A 16902-nucleotide genomic window follows, 5' to 3' on the forward strand; every position below is an offset into this window, starting at 1 on the left:
GCAAGGCGCGCTCATCGTGAGCAGTTCGAACCGTGAAACGCTCCGGCGATCTTTTATGCTTGGTTACGAGGAACTGCGTGCGCGGCTCAGCCGACGCTTCGGGTCTGTCGACCTCGCCAGCGATGCACTGCACGAGACCTGGCTGCGGATCGACAATGCAGCCCCGGTCGGGGATGTGCGCAGTCCGAAGCATTATCTGTTGCAGATGGCTTCGAACGTCGCCTTGAAGCGCGTGGGTGCCGAGAACCGTTTTGTTACGCTCACGGATGCCAAGATGGCGGTCGGTCTGGTCGATAATGCGCCGGACCCTGAACGTGCCGCCATCGCACGCTCCGAGGTCGAGGCACTTGCCCGCGCATTGGCGGAACTGACGCCGCGTCGCCGCGACATCCTGCTCGCCTCGCGCTTGAACTCGATTCCCCTCTGGGAAATTGCCGAGAGCCTGGGGGTTTCGCAGCGTCTTGTCGAGATTGAATTGAAGCATGCGCTTGCCCATTGTGCGCAACGGCTGCAGCGAAACGTAACAAGGAGATTCGGTCCCAAGCCTTCAGAAGGATCTAAGGCAGAAGAGGACCCGATCTGATGTCCGGTGGCAGGCAGCCATGCCGGGCTTGGTGTGGATAAACGATGGCGACGCACGTTCCCGAGAACCCGGCGATTTTCCTGACGCCAGTGGATCGCGAAGCGCATGACTGGATGACGCGCTTCACGGGTGGCAATGCCACCGCCGCCGATCTCCAGGCTTTCAGGGACTGGTCGGCGCGCGACCCTGTTCACAAAGAAGCGTTCGCGCGCGCCTGCCAGCTTTGGGAAACTATCGGTCCCGCGAGTGATCTGCTGAAGAGCCGGCAGGACGCGCATGTTTCAAGATCAAACAGGCTTGTCGGCCGCCGTGCATTTCTTGGCGGCGCGCTAGCCGCGTCAGCCGCCGCGGCAGCCTACCTCGCCGCGCAGCCGCCGTTTGGCCTCTGGCCATCACTGTCGGAACTTGCCGCCGATTATCGGACGGCTCCGGGCGAACAGCGCAGTCTCGTGCTTGCCGGAGGCCCGTCGGTCGAACTGAACACGCGCAGCAGCATTGCCCTGAGACCATCTTCTGACGGTGCCGAACGCCTGGAGTTGCTTGGCGGTGAGGCGGCGATCTCGACGCGCGCCGGGATGAACGTTGAAGTAATCGCCGGCGAGGGCCGTGTCGTCACGGCCGATGCGGTCTTCAACATGCGCTATGAACGCGGCATCGTCTCCACGACCTGTGTCAGTGGCGCACTCGATGTCGCCTGTGGCGATCGTTCTGTCCGGCTTCGTCCCGGCGAGCAGGTTGTCTATTCCCCGAACGGTTTGAGGGCTGTGGCAAAAGTGGATCCGGTTGCGGTGACAGCCTGGAAGGACGGTATGCTGGTGTTCCAATCGACGCCCCTCGATGAGGCTGTCGCCGAGATCAATCGCTACCGATCCGGTGTCATCATCATCACCAGTGCGGCATTGGGGCGCCGGTTGTTCAACGCCCGGTTCCACATCGCAAATGTCGACGGCGTCGTTGCGCAGATCCAGCAGATCTTCGGGGCATCAGTAACGTCCTTGCCTGGGGGCATCGTCCTGCTTGGCTGAGCAGGCGCGGCGAGCTTTTTGTCGGGCTTTGGGGTGAAAGCCGGATGAGTTGAAGTTTTTTTTCGGTCTCGGCCTTCGACAAGGATCTAGGCAGGGACCGCGACGCCAGGATGGCGATGCCGGTCTCTGCGTTTCCTCCGTTCCCGTGAGAGCCCCATGTCCGTCGACCCAGCCGCCCAGCCCGTCTCCATGCAGCGCAACATCCGCTATACCGCCCTGCTGGCCGGCGTCAGCCTGGCCGCGTTGTGGCTGTCGGGTCCGCAGGCGCTGGCCCGCGAGCTTGGCGGCTTGGCGCCTGCGCCGTCTGCGGCAGCGCTTGCTGCTGCGCAGTCCGGATCGCAGGAAGCAGCGCGCGCGGCGCGCGAGAACTCCAACGCGCTGAAACGGGCGACGCTCTCCATCCAGAGCATGCAGGCGAGCCAGTTGGCAGCCCGCGAAGCAGCGCGGGCAGCGCTGCAGGCTATGCCGAACGTCGTGCCGAATGGTCTGCGGCCCGGTGGCCTGCAGATTGGCACTGCCGTTCTCGGTCCGAACGGAGCCGTCAACAAGCAACTGTGGCAGGGTGCCGATCTGCCTACGGAATTCACTGATGGCGATCGCGTCACCGTCGACATCAAGCAGAACCAGCAGAAGGCTATCCTGACCTGGGACACGTTTCACGTCGGCGGCAAGACCGATGTGAACTTCAAGCAGGACGCCAGCAATTGGGTGGCGCTGAACCGCGTGCTCGGCACGGACGAAAAACCGAGCCAGATCCTCGGCAGCATCAATGCTAGGGGGCAGGTCTACATCATCAACCAGAACGGCATCGTTTTCGGCGGCGCATCGCAGGTCAATGTCGGTGCGCTGATCGCCTCGACCGCGAAGATGTCGAACGAGCAACTCCTGAAGGGCATCTATTCGGCGCAGACGGGAGCGATCTGGACCCCAAGCTTCACCGACGCAGCGGCGCTGTTGGGCCTGCGTGAAGGTGCTGGCAAGGTCGAGGTCAAGGCTGGCGCGGTGATCTCCACGCGTGCACCAGCGACCGTCACCGATGGCGGTGGCTTCGTGCTCATGATGGGCGGTGAGGTTCACAATGCGGGCAGCATCTCCACGCCGCTTGGGCAGACGCAGTTGGCCGCCGGCGACGACTTCATCCTGCGCCGCGGTGTCGGTACGGACGTCAATACATTCTCGACCACGCGCGGCAACGAGATCGCGCCGATCGTCCGCGCGGGAAGCCGCGCGGGTAGTGTCGCCAACAATGGTCTGATCTTCTCCCGGCAGGGCGACATCACGCTGGCAGGCCGCACCATCGCGCAAAACGGCATCCTGGTCTCGACCACCTCGGTCAACAGCCGCGGCACCATCCATCTTCTGAACTCCGCGACGGATACGTCGGGAAGTGTCACCCTCGGCGCCGAGAGCGTCTCGACGATCATTCCCGAACTCGACAGCACCGAGACCGCGCTCAACAGCCAGCGCGATGCGCTGATCGCCGCGTCCGCCACGCAAAACACCGCGCGGTCGAGCGCAACCTTCGGGGCGTTCGACAATCTGTCGAAGCTCACGGACCGCATGGATCAATCGCGCATCGAGATCGTCACCGGCGACAACGCCATCTTCAAGGGCGGTTCGCTGGCGATTGCACAGGGCGGCCAGGTCGCGGTCTCGGCCGGCAATCGCGTCTTCACCGAGAGCGGCTCGGTGATCGACGTGTCCGGCGTGCGCGACGTGACGCTGGCGATGTCGGCCAACAACCTCAAGGTCAATATCCAGGGTAACGAGCTGCGGGACTCACCGCTCAACCGCGACCAGAACTATCTGAAGAACGCCAATGTCTGGATCGATCTCCGCGATCTGATCTTCGTGCCGAAGGGCACCGGCGGCTATGGCAGCGACCGCTACTACACGCCTGGCGGGCTGCTCGAGGTCGGTGGCTATCTCGCCAACACCGCGCACAAGATTGGCGAATGGAGCGCGGTTGGCGGCACCATCACGCTGTCAGCGCCGGAAGTCGTCGCGCAGCAAGGTTCCATCTTCGACATCTCCGGCGGCTCGATCAAATATGCCGGCGGCAACATCGTCACCACAAATCTGCTCGGCGCCGACGGTCGTCCCTACAACATCAACAACGCGCGCGCCGACATGAGGTTCTACGGCCTTGGCCAGGGCTGGATCCGCGAACACAAGCGCTGGGGCATCACCGAGGTGTGGACCAGCCCGTTCGGCCGCGGCCGCGAGAACGTACGCTGGGAGGATGGCTACACCGTCGGGCGGGATGCCGGCAAACTCGTCCTCTCGACCCCGACCTCGATCTTCGAAGGCAGGATCCTTGCCGACGTCGTCGTCGGCGATCGTCAAATCAACGCACGGCCTGTCGGCGTCACCGACGGATACAAGGCCGGGCAGAACCAGGTCGCGCTCAACGGACAGCTGCATGTCGGCGCCTATGGCCTTGTAAACGGCAGTGGCCTGTTCAATTCGGATATCAGGTTCGGCGATGTGGCAGCAATCACCGCGCGCCTCTCCGCCGGCGATGCGCTGCCTTCGGCGCGTGCTGGCACCGTCTGGTTCGACGCCGGTCATCTGAACAAACAAGGTCTCGGCGGGCTCGACGTCGGCACAAAAGATACGATCAGCATCGAACGTCCGTTGACGCTGGCCGATGGGGCGCAGATCAACTTCAACGCCGCCGCCGTCGATATCAAGGCCGACATCACCGCGCGCGGCGGTTCGCTCACCGTGGACAATTATTTCAAGGGCGGTGGTGATCGCGGCAACGCGATGGTTCTGGTCAAGAATGGCGTGTCGTCGATCAACCTGCATGACGGTGCCATGCTTGATCTGCGCGGGTTGTGGGTCAACGCGCTGCTGAACAGGGATGATAGCAACAAGCTCGCCTATCTCAACGGCGGCGCGATCACCCTTCGATCGACCCATGACGTGACGCTGAAGACTGGCAGCGTGATCGACGTCTCGTCGGGCGGCGCCATCCTCGCAACCGGCAAGACCAAAGGTGGCCGCGGCGGCGACGTCACCCTGATCGCGGACCAGGAGAATTCGCAAATCCAGCCGGACGGTCTCTTGACCCTCAACGGCAACATCCGCGGCTACGGCATGAGCGGCGGCGGCACGCTCCGGATCGAATCCGGCACGGCGATCGGGATTGGCGGCAAGGTACTCGCGACGGACGGTATGCTGGGCGCGGGCGAGAAAACATCCGCCGATGTCGTGCTGGCCGAAGACTATCTCGTCAAGACGGGGGATATCCTGCCCGTCAGTTACACTTACTCGGTCAGTCTCGTTAAGCCGGGCGAAAGACTTGGCGGGACGCCTGTACTTGAAGGGCTAACGCTTGCGGCCGACTGGACACCGCCACGTCCAAGCTCGGGATATTATAACCTCAACATCGGCGGCGCGTGGGTATATGTTTTCTCAGATCAGCCGATTTCAGTCATTCCTGCCGGAACGGTGATCAGTGGCTTTGGGGTTCGGGATTCCTTTCCCAAGAGTTATGTCGTGGAAGGCAACGTGTTTCCCAACGGCATAAGCCTTCGAACCCCGAAATCCGAGATGTTGAATCCGGGTGATGTCTCGTTGGTGGATTTCGCGGTGCCCAAAGGCACCGTGATTCCAGCCGGTATCAGCCTGACCCGGGCCGTCACGGTCGCACCCAACGCGACGATCCAGTCGTCGCTGTTCCAAACAGGCTTCTCCAGTTACGACGTGAACGGGCGCCACGGGCTTGTCGTCGCAGAAGGTATCGGGCTTGACGTCGCGATGCCGGTCTATCGCTTGACGGATACGGCTTTCAACATCGCGACCGGTGACAAGACCTCCCGCGCCCTGAACATCTCGACGCCGCCGGAATGGACCGAAGACGCCCGCAACAGCAGTCTGACCCAGCGTGGCGGTGCGAGCGTCGTCCTGCGCTCCACGATCGGTGAAGCCGGGTTGATGACGACAATGGGCCCGATCGACATTCGCGCAGGCGCGTCGGTCCGGGTCGATGCCGGTCAATCGATCAACCTGCAGGGAACCGACATCACGATCAATGGCACGCTGACCGCCCCGGGTGGCGCCATCACCTTGACGGGGAGCAGTGCCGCGACGAACAAAGCCGGCTTGATCTGGATCGGCGATCACGCCGTGCTCGATGTCGCGGCGCGTGCCGTGACGGCGACGAACACGCGTGGCCAGACCTATGGCGTTGTCGGCAAGGGCGGCTCGATCCTGATCGGCGGCGCGATGGACTGGGAGGAAAAGGGCGAATCCAATGCGCCGCACGCCTTCGTCGTCATCCGCCCCGGCGCGGTACTCGATGCGTCGGGCACAAGCGCGGGGCTCGATATTCCCGTGCCTGGCCTTGGGAGCCACAGTGCGCCCCTCAACGTCGCCGGTGACGGCGGCACGATCGTTGTCAAGTCCAGCGTCGGGCTTTATCTCGACGGCACACTGCGGGCGGCAGCGGGTGGCATGAACGCCGCCGGTGGAATGCTGGGGCTGGCACTGGAAACACCGGCATATCCGACGGTAACAACATCCGGGGATGTGTTGCGGCATCGCGAGTTCGTCATCGCCAATGTCCAGGGCGCCAGCGCAATCGCAGGCGCGGCATCGATGGCGGAGGCCAAGGCCGGTCTTGTGGTCGGTACCGCGCGGCTCGGCGCCGATCGCATTCAGCACGGTGGCTTCGATAGTCTCTCGCTGCTGGCCGACGGGCCACTGTCCTTCGATGGGAACGTGACGCTGGCGATGAGGCAGAGCCTGCGGCTCTATGCCGGCACATTTGCTGCCGGCGAAAATACAGGTGCGCAAACACAGGTGTCGCTGTCAGCGCCTTATGTGAGGCTGGCTGGCACCACTCGTCTCGGCGGAGATGGCTTTACATTTCCCGCTGTGACTTGGAGGGATGCTCCGTCGCAACAGACCGGTGATGCGATGTTCTCGGTCGCCGCCGATCTGATCGAAATTCGCGATCGCGTCGGATTTGGCACGCACAAGGAAGTCGATACCAGGACGTCGCTCTACACCGTCGATCGCCGTGGCTTCGGACTGGTCGACCTCACCAGCCGTGGTGATATCCGGCTGCTCGCGGGCATGCCGTCGCGCGGCTTGTCAGGTGCGATTACCACCGAACTCGCTACGCTCCGGGATATCAGGCTGACCGCCGCGCAAATCTATCCGGCAACTGGCGTGGGGGCACAGATCGTTGCCGGCTTCACGGAAATCGACAACTTCCTGAGCGGCAGTGTGCTCACCATCCGGCGTTACGGTGACGTCCCCGACATGCCGTATTCGGCTTTTGGCTTTCTCTATCTCGGCGCGGAAACCGTCAATCAGGGCGGCGTGGTGCGCGCGCCGTTCGGCGCGGTGCAACTTGGCACGATTGCCCGTGGCGGTCAGGCGCAAGCCGATGCGGTTAACCTCTTGCCAGGCAGCATCACCTCGGTGAGCGGCGCCGGGCTGGTGATGCCTTACGGCGGGACCATCGATGGTCTCGTCTATCGCTATAACGGAAACACGATCGTGCTCGACGGCGTCGGCGGTATGGCCGGTTACGATCTCAAGCGCGGCATTCGGCTTTCCACCACTCACCTGAACGTCGGGGCTGGTGCGGTTCTCGACCTGTCGGGTGGTGGTGAACTCACCGGTGCGAGCTTCGTGTCGGGCCGGGGTGGCTCGGTCGATGTCCTGACCACGCCACTGATCAATTCCAATCCGGGCTACAAATACAGCAGCGGAGGCAACGCGATTTACGCGATCGTGCCGAGCCGCGCGGGGGGGTATGCGCCTGCGGTGCAGGAGGTGGGATTTGGCGCGCCGCTCATCGGTCAGCAGATCACCATTACCGGCGGCGTGCCGGGCCTGCCGGCCGGCACCTACATGCTGATGCCGTCCAGCTACGCGTTGCTGCCCGGCGCGTTCCGCATCGAGATCGGCGCGGGCAAATCGGCCAATCTCTTGGGCGCTGGGGCTCTTGCGAGTGCAACGGCCATCGGTAACGGCTCCTGGAGTGCCGCCGGTACTCTCGGCGTCGCCAACACGTCCATTCGTGCGTCGTTGCCCAACCAGGTGATCATCACCCCGGCCGCGACGGTTCGCACGCAGTCCGCCTACAACGAGATGGGCTACAACGCCTTTGTGCTGGCGGATGCGATGCGCGTCGGTGTACCGCGTGCGATGCTGACGGTCGATGCGAAGACGCTGGACATCTTGATGGCCAGGCCGGTGGCTATCGACGATCGCTCGCAACTCCGCTTCGACGGCGATTTGCGTATCGGTGCTGCACCCGGCAGCAATGGTTTCGGCGGCACCGTCAATGTTCGCGGTCTCGGCGAAATCCTCGCTGCAGGCCAGGGGGCCGATCCCAGCCTTCAATACGCATCCGTTTATGCCGATGACCTCAGCAAGCTCGACGCACCGCGGCTGATGCTGAATGGCTTGATCTACACGCAGTACGGCCAACTGGGCCGCTTCGCCACCATCGTGGGTGGTGGTAATCTCATTGTCCGCAGTGGCGCCAGAATTGCGGGCGCTGAAGTGATTCTGGGCAGCGGCACTATCGAGGAAGGCGCATCGATCAGCACGGTCGGTCGTGGCCGAGGTAGCTACGATTCCAGCGACGGCCTCGTCTTCATCGCTGAAGGTGGCGTGCTGGCGCTGTCCAACGGCTGGATCAATCTGCTGCAATCATCCACGGCCGGCTCGGGAACCGGGCAAAACATCACGGTCGGTGGCTGCGTCACCGTAAACTGCGGCCGCACCACGACACTGGTTTCCGAGGGGACCATCGCCGTATCGACACCCGGCGCGTTCAGCATCGCGAGCAACGTCTCCTACGGCACGCGCAATCTCGTGCTTGGCCTATCGGCGATCAATCTCGGCGAGGAGGCGAGTCTCGCGGCGGCCGCGGCATCGGGACATTTGCCTACCGGTCTGGCGCTCAACCAGGGCCTGCTCGCGCAACTGCTTGCGGGCAACACCGCGACCGGGGCGCCGGCGCTGGAAACGCTGGTGCTCAATGCACGGGACGCAGTGAACATTTTCGGCAGCGTCAATCTCGACGCGTCGAAGGTCGGACGTCTGGTGCTCGGAACGCCTGCGATCTACGGCTATGGTGCATCCGGCGATGTAGCGACGATCCGCGCCGGCGAGTTCATCTGGACCGGCTCGGCGACAGCGCCGGGCGCGGCGATGGTCGACATTCTTGGCGACGGCAAGCTCGACATCGCGGCACAGCGCGTCGTGTTCGGCTATGCTCCGAATTCCCGGCCAAGTAGCACCGTCGTCGATAACCGCCTCGCGCTCGGCTTCACCAACGTCAACATCGCCGCCAGCGAGCGCATCACGTCGAACGGCAAAGGAACCCTTGGCGTCTATCACAAGCAGGGCGCCTATGTTCCTACGACTGGTTATCAACACACCGGTGGCAATCTGACGTTCACAACGCCGCTGTTTACGGGCGAAGCAGGTTCGGTCAACACCATTACGGCGGGTGGTGATGTCCTCGTTGCCGGGGCAGGCAGTGCCGCCATGCCGAAAATTGATGCGCTGGGCGCTCAGCTCAAGCTGACGGGGACCAACGTCAAGGTCGATACTCGTGTTGTGCTGCCCTCGGGCAAGCTCGTTTTGACAGCAGCAGGCGATCTTGTACTTGGCAATGCCTCGCGTATCGATCTGTCCGGGCGCGCGGTGCAGATGTTCGACGTCACCAAGTACAGCTGGGGCGGCGATCTGGTTCTGACCAGCAGCGCCGGGAATATCAACCAGGCAAGCGGATCGGTGATTGACCTGTCGGCGCGGTACAACCGCGGCGGCACGATGACGGTAGCGGCGCTTGGCACCGGTGCCGGTCATGTCGATCTCGGCGGCACCATTCTCGGTTCGGCAAGCGGCCTGTACGACGCAGGCGGCACGATGGTGCCTTACGATGCGGCTGAACTCACCGTGCGGGCGCAAACGCTCGTCGATTTCGCGGGATTGAACACGCGGCTCAACACCGGCATCGTGTCAGGTGCGCGCAGATTCCAGATCAAGCAGGGCGACCTGGTTGTCGGCGACGAAGTCAAGGCCCGCAATGTCGAGATCACGCTCGACGGTGGCGATCTGACCGTCAACGGCACCATCGATGCGAGCGGCTTCCAGGTTGGCAACATCCGCCTTGCGGCGATGGGCGATCTGACGATCAACGGCACACTCGATGCGCATGGCACCGGCATGCGCTTCGACAGCTACGGCAAGATCATCGATAGCCCCAATCGCGCGGTCATCGATGTGACGTCACGCAAGGGCACGCTGACGACCGGCAGCAATGCCGTGTTCGACCTGCGCGCGGGCACAAGTGTCGCGATGGGCGCCGACCGTGGACAGAACGACGGTGCCGCCCACGGCACGCTCGATCTCAACGCACGGCGTCTCGGTGGCAGCGGTGGGCAAGGCGGCATCGACAGTGCCGGCAACGGCGCCAATGATGTGGCGGTCAATGTGCTGGGTACGCCTGTCATCCACGGCGCGAAGACGATCGCGGTCAATGCCTTTCGTATTTATGACGATGCGCCGCTGACGAATGCGCCGGATGTTACCGGCCACAAGTCGCAGGAAATTACGCAGGCCTATCTTGACGGGATCAGGGATCCCAACAACAGCACGATTATTATCAGTGGCGGTATCGATCCGCATAACAAGGCCTTCGTCAACGCAGCGCTGGCCAACAACACGTTGAGCGCCAGGCTCGCAGGACTCGGCAACTATCGCCTGCGGCCTGGCGTCGAGATAATCAGCAAGACGAGTGCCGACAATCCGAATGGCGATCTCACCATCGCGGGCGATCTCGATCTCTCGGGCTATCGCTACGGGCCGCAAGCAAATTCCGCGCTGCGCGGTTTCGGTGAACCCGGCGTGCTGACGGTCCGTGCCGCCGGCAACCTCAATATCCGCGGCTCCATCAATGACGGTTTCGCGCCGCCCGCGGCCACGCCCGATGACAATGGTTGGGTGCTCACCAACGGCGTGGTGCTCTATGGCGGCGATCTCGTCCTTCCGATCGCTGTCACGCTCGAAGCGGATACGGTTTTCAAGAAGGGCGCCACGCTCAATTACGACCTGCCGGCCAGGTTCGGCAGGCCGCCGACCGAATCCGATCCGCAGTTCACGGTGATCCCTCTCCCGGCCGGCACGGTGCTGCCGGTACGGGCAACCCTGGATGGTCCACTCAGTCTGCCGGCCGGCAGCGTGGTTGGTGCTACCATCTATAACGCGGATGGCAGCGTGGCCTATTCCGCCGGCACGATCCTGCCAACTGCGGTAACGCTGACCGCAGGCATGCAACTCGGCGCGGGTACGGTGCTGCGCAGTGACACCAGGATCGCGGCGTTGACCTGGCCGAAGGGCGTTCCGCTGCCGGTGGATATGACATCGACTTCATCGCTGGCGCTCGCGGCCGGGGCGCTGATCCCGTCGATGACCGATGTGAAGCTCGCAGGCGGCCAATCGATCGATCTGCGCAGTCCAACGGGCGGCAAGCAGGGACAGAACTGGCCGTGGCGCCGATGCTGGGTGCTGGCGCGACGTCGTGGTCGATGGGGCTTGTCGCCGGTGCCGATCTCGGATCGGCGGCCCGGCGTGCGCTCAATCCCGCGTCCACCGGGGCAATCAAGCTCGCTGATACGCATTACACGACGACCCCTGGACCCGCCGAAAAACTCTGGGCTCCTGGGAATTGGTGGGAAGGGGAACCGAACACTCCGGTTCCACAAGAATGGTTATGGGCATGCATGGATGCTGGCCAATGCATCGATGGGGCGCCGGGACCCAGCGTGCCGCTCGCGCCGTCCTTCAGTGTGATACGTACGGGCACCGGCGATCTTGATCTCATTGCCGCTGGCGACATCCGGATGGAGTCGCTCTATGGCGTCTACACCGCGGGCACGGCGACGTCGGTCGATCCAACCTATAACCGCGCACGCAGCCTTCTGACTGACGGTACGATCCTCGGCGCAAACGCAGTTGGTTATGACGCCGCGCTTTCAACCTATCGGGCGTGGTATCCCGGCCAGGGTGGTAACGTGCTGATTGCGGCAGGCGGCAATCTGGTTGGCGACGTCACGCATGGCATGGGGCCGTCGAACGTCATCACCGGCAACTGGCTGTGGCGGCAGGGCACAGGCACGACGGCGGTCGACGCAACGATCCCGACCTCCTGGTGGATTAATTTCGGCACCTATACGGCCAATACCGCCACTGGCCGCCCCGATCTGCTCGGCTTCACCGGCATCGGCGCGCTGGGCGGCGGCAATGTCGCGATCCGCGTCGGCGGCGAAGCTGGCACGATTGGTCTTCGCGGCGAAGAAGCTATCTTTGGTGGGCATCGAAGTCAGGGCTTGATCGTCGCTGTCGGCAGCACCGGCCGTGTCGGCACCGATGGATCGCTGACGCTGACCGGCGGTGGCGACATCGACATGCGCATCGCCGGTATGCTCAATCCGAATCTGGCGCTCACGAACTACAAGGAAATTCAAGCGCTCCCCGGTGCGCTGGTGAACCTGCGCGGCACTTTGCACCTGGCTGCGGAATCGATCGGCGGTATCAAGCTGATTTATCGATCGGGTAACGGCCTTAACGATGCCTTCGATCCGCGCGGTATCGACCCCTTCAGGGCGACGTCCTCGGATGCACGCTCCGGTATTACATTGGTGCCTGGAGATTCTGCGGTTTATCTCGAAACCTTGGGCGACCTCGTCCTTGGCGGTGCCGGCGATCCGGGGCGCTCGCAGTCGCCGAACCGATCTGCCGTCTCTGCCGGTGGGGAGAACGATACGGGACAGAGCTGGTTCTCGCTCTGGACCGATCATACCGCGATCAATCTGATCTCTGCCGGCGGCAATCTCACGCCCAGCACCTCGGCGTCAGAAAACGGTCAACAGACCAGCGATCAAAATGCGGCGGACGGATCGTTCACCTATCCGTCGATCCTGCGCGCGGCGGCGTTAGGCGGCAGCATGTATTACGGCGTCAATGCATTGCCGTTCATGCGAGACGACGCTTCGCAGGTATATCCCTTCGTGACCCTTGCTCCGTCTGCGCATGGTGCGCTGGAGATGCTGGCCCGGGACTCGATCTATGGCGGGCAGTACTCGTTCAGCCTGTCCGGTTCCGGTGTGGCGTTGCCGACGCCCTTCAATCCGGCCTTCATGGGACGCAATGTTGACCCCACGGGACGCATCAAGGTGACCAATGGGGCAGTCAATGGCATTGTCGACGAGCAGAACGATCCGGTGCCGTTGTCGCTGTTTGTCTTCGGACCGAACACTGCGGCGCTCGGCGCCGGTCGGGCCCCGGACGCCGATCCCATTCGCTTTTATGCTCGTGACGGCGACGTCGTTGGTCTGCGCACGGGCGAAACGCTGAAGTACGCTCTTTCAATCCAGACTTGGTACAACGCTGGGGCTCCCGTCAGGGTACGCGCCGGCCGGGATATCGTCGGAGCTGGTCTCGCCCCCGACGTCTTCTTGACGGGGCCCTTGGGGTGGACGTCACGCGGCAACCTGATCGTGCACAGCAATCCGAATGACGTGTCGATCGTCTCCGCGGCGCGCGACATCGTCTATGCCAATTTCGATATAGCGGGTCCCGGCACGCTGGAAGTCTCAGCGGGCCGCAATCTTTATCAGGCCGACAAGGGTTCGATTACCAGCATCGGATCGATCGCCATCGGCGACACGCGTCCCGGCGCGAGCATCTTGATGCAGGCCGGCATCGGTGTGAACGGGTCGGACTATGCGAAACTGGCGTCGCTCTATCTCGATCCGGCAAAGCTCGCATTGACGGGCACGCCCCTCGCCGATCAGCCGGGCAAAGTGGCCAAGACCTACGAGAAGGAGCTGGCCGCGTGGCTGAAGGAGCGTGACGGTTTCGAAGGCACGGTCGAAGAGGCGCGATCTCGTTTCGCCACGCTCGCCCCGGAGCAGCAGCGCATCTTCCTCCGGCAAGTGTATTTTGCGGAACTGCGCGAAGGTGGGCGCGAGTACAACAACCCGGATAGCTCGCGTCATGGTTCCTACCTGCGCGGCCGCAACGTGATCGCGGCGCTGTTCCCGGACAAGGATGCCGACGGCAATCTCATCGTGCGCGCCGGCGATATCACGATGTTCGGCGGCTCCGGCGTGCGAACGCTGTTTGGCGGCGGCATTCAGATGTTGACGCCGGGTGGGCGCACCATCATCGGTGTCGAAGGACAGGTGCCGCCAGCCTCGTCGGGATTGGTGACCCAAGGTTCCGGCGATATCCAGCTCTACAGCAATGGCAGCGTCCTCCTCGGTCTGTCGCGCATCATGACGACCTTCGGCGGAAGCATCCTGGCCTGGTCGACGGAGGGTGACATCAACGCCGGCCGCGGCTCGAAGACGAGTGTGCTCTACACGCCGCCGAAGCGCGTCACCGACAACTACGGCAATGTCACGTTGTCGCCGCAGGCGCCGTCGTCGGGGGCAGGCATTGCGACGCTGAACCCGATCCCGGAAGTGAAACCCGGCGATGTCGACCTGGTTGCGCCGCTCGGCACCATCGACGCTGGTGAGGCAGGCATCCGGTTTTCCGGCAATGTGAACGTTGCTGCCTTGCACATCGTCAATGCGGCCAACATCCAGGGCCAGGGTACGGTGACCGGCGTGCCGCAGGTCGTGGCACCGAACATAGGCGGCCTGACCGAAGCCGGGAACGTGGCTGGCTCGGCCTCGAAGGCTGCGGCCAATCCGGCCCAATCAGGAGCCAGCGAGCAGCCATCCATCATCATCGTCGAGGTACTTGGTTTCGGTGGCGGGGGAAACGGAGACGAACCCGAGGATCAGAAAGAACGACGTCGGCGCAGTGCTGCCGCCAGTCAACCAGGCAGCCAGAATCCGGACAGTGCCTACCAGGTCCTGGGTGCAGGTGAAATGACCACGGACCAGGCTCGCCAATTGATCGCAGAACGTCGTCACGCTGCCGGGCAGTGACGATCCGACACCCTTGAAGATTACGAGCGTACGGCGGAGGCAAGCAGCCGCCGTACGCTCTCTCGGCGCCGCGCCTTAAAGTCTCATGCCGGCTGCCGTTATGCTGGATTGCGGTGATGGGTGGCACCTCGCCCTGGCCTCTTGCAGCCGGTGATGGCTCGTGATGGTGGCCGTGCCTGCGCGGCCACGCTTCGGCCGCGTGCAGCGATCTGGAAGGGCGCCGTGGCGGAGACACTGTTTTCGCCATCCCAAAACCAGTGCAGGGATGCATCCTGCAAGCCCCCTCGCAACGACGTCATGTTGGTGCGAATTTTTGGCGGGTTCGCGTCTTCTCGCGTGTCTACGAAACAGGACCTTGTCGAGGGTTGCGTGCGGCCTCTCAAGATCCTGGAGATAATTTCGCGACCGGATCCGTCCAAGCGCAGTATCCAGGGGGAATATCTGTTCGGTGGCGGGCCAGAAAATCTGCTCGTACGGTGAGATGTACAAGGATTTTGACGAATAGATCTGAAAGCTGATCGGCGTGGCGCTTGCGATTGTGTCATGCCGATTGATCCTGACAGCTGAGGATACGAGTTTCGTAAACTGGTAACTCACCTCTTCGACCAGAAACAAATGCGAGCGTGCCAATTTCCCGAAAGGGATGGGGGCTGCTGCCGGCAATTCACGCTTCAGGCCGCCCTTTCCGAAGCGTGTCTCGTCTTCGGCCGATCGCGACGCGGTCGGATCCGGGCTCACGATCTGGCGGCTGGTTGCAACGGGAGGACACGTGTCATGATGCTTGAAAAGATCGCCCTGCACCATCTGGAGCGCAAGGCGATTTTGTATGTCAACCAACCTTCGGACAAGTCGGTCGTGCGCAATCCCGAGAGGGATCCGCAGGAGTTTTCGATGCGCGATCGTCTGGCGGCACTCGGCTGGCCTCAGATCGAATCGGTAGGGGACGATCATGCCGGTTTCGCCGCCGGCGATGTCTCGCGGGCCGGCTTCGATCGCCTGTTCGAGGAGGTCCGTCTCGGCAAGGTCGGGGCGGTCGCAACGCGTCAGCTCTCGGAATTTGCACGCAAGAACCCTGATTGGCGACGGCTGGTCGACATGTGCCGGGTTGTCGATACCGTTCTGGTCGACGAGGAGATGGTTTATGCACCGCGCCGGAAGGATGACCTGCTGCTGTTGGGATTGCGAGGCGATGCCAACGAAGATGAGCTCAATCTGCTCCGCCAGCGCTCGCTCTCCGCGCTCTACGAAAAGACCGAGCGCGGCGAACTGGCCATTGCTGCCCCGGTTGGCTTCGTAAAGGTTGAGGGTAGACTGGAAAAGGATCCGGATCGCCGCGTTCAAGAGGCAATCGCCCTTGTGTTCGACAAGATGGCCGAACACGGGAATACGGAGCATGCCCTGTTATGGTTCCTCGAGCATGGGCTGGATCTGCCCACCAAACGCAGCAACGGCAACGTCACCTGGAGCAGACCGAGATACGCGACCATCTGCCGGATGGTTGAGAACCCGATCTATGGCGGCGCTTACGTCTGCAGGGATGCTCGTGTTACGCTCGGATTTGATCCTTTTGCTGCTCGTCAGCCCGCACTCCGGAAGAAGCCAGCCGAAGGGCTTGCGCTGGTTCCCGACGCTCATGAGGGTTATCTCAGCTGGGAGCGCGCGGTGGCGATCCGCAGGATGGTGGGGGGCAATCCCGGTGCTGGTGGTCGCCACGGACTGCGGCATGCAGATGATGTCACGGAACCACGTCTGCCAGGGTGGCGTCGAGATGTACACAACAGGGCTTCAGCCGAGATCATCGAAGCGGTTCGCCAGTTCGTGCTTGTCGCCAGCGATCGCGTGATCGCAGGAATTCTCAATCGCAACGGCCTGTTGACGGGGCAGGGCAACCGCTGGACGCGCGAACGCGTCGCGGCACTCAGATTGCATCATGGAGTGCCGGTCTTCCGTCCGGCTGCGGACGGGCTCGAGCCATGGCTCAACCTGGACGGGGCCGCGCAGCTGGTCGGCATCACATCGGACACGCTGCAGTTCGCCGCCGAAGCCGGCGAAATCGAGGGCAGGCATCCCTTGTCGGACGGCCCATGGATCTTCAGCCGGACACTGCTTGGGACGGCCGCAGCCCAGGGCGTTGTTCAACGCATCCGCAGAAACTTGAAATATTTCCACGAGATCGCACCCGACCAGCAGAACCTGATCGCTTCGAACGCCTGGGAAACGAGCAGCGTCAACGGCGCGCTCCGGTATGGGAGGAGCAGGTGAAGAACGGCATAGCCATCGTGGCTTGATTGGAGTTACAGCCGCGGTCAGGACT

5 protein-coding genes are annotated in these 16902 nt (G+C 62.9%); all 5 read left to right on the forward strand.

The window, feature by feature from the left end; translation table 11 throughout:
- Window positions 1-16 precede the first annotated feature (16 nt).
- The 5 genes from C1M53_RS16280 to C1M53_RS16295 all read left to right on the forward strand — a co-directional run bounded on the left by C1M53_RS16280 (window position 17) and on the right by C1M53_RS16295 (window position 16850).
- A complete protein-coding gene (locus tag C1M53_RS16280; RefSeq protein ID WP_245488173.1) occupies window positions 17-583 on the forward strand; it encodes a sigma-70 family RNA polymerase sigma factor in 567 nt (188 codons plus the stop codon).
- Between the two features lie 44 nt (window positions 584-627).
- Window positions 628-1608: a DUF4880 domain-containing protein gene (locus C1M53_RS16285; RefSeq protein ID WP_129413181.1), complete on the forward strand. Its 981-nt coding sequence runs from the start codon at window positions 628-630 to the stop codon at window positions 1606-1608.
- 156 nt (window positions 1609-1764) lie between these two features.
- Complete coding sequence (locus tag C1M53_RS16290; protein WP_245488175.1) at window positions 1765-11439, forward strand: filamentous hemagglutinin N-terminal domain-containing protein; 9675 nt, start codon at window positions 1765-1767, stop codon at window positions 11437-11439.
- Window positions 11440-11489: 50 nt separating this feature from the next.
- Complete coding sequence (locus C1M53_RS31750) at window positions 11490-14588, forward strand: filamentous haemagglutinin family protein (protein WP_165357999.1); 3099 nt, start codon at window positions 11490-11492, stop codon at window positions 14586-14588.
- 774 nt (window positions 14589-15362) lie between these two features.
- Window positions 15363-16850: a recombinase family protein gene (locus C1M53_RS16295; protein ID WP_129413182.1), complete on the forward strand. Its 1488-nt coding sequence runs from the start codon at window positions 15363-15365 to the stop codon at window positions 16848-16850.
- Window positions 16851-16902: the final 52 nt, after the last annotated feature.

This window comes from Mesorhizobium sp. Pch-S (assembly GCF_004136315.1).
Lineage (GTDB): Bacteria > Pseudomonadota > Alphaproteobacteria > Rhizobiales > Rhizobiaceae > Mesorhizobium.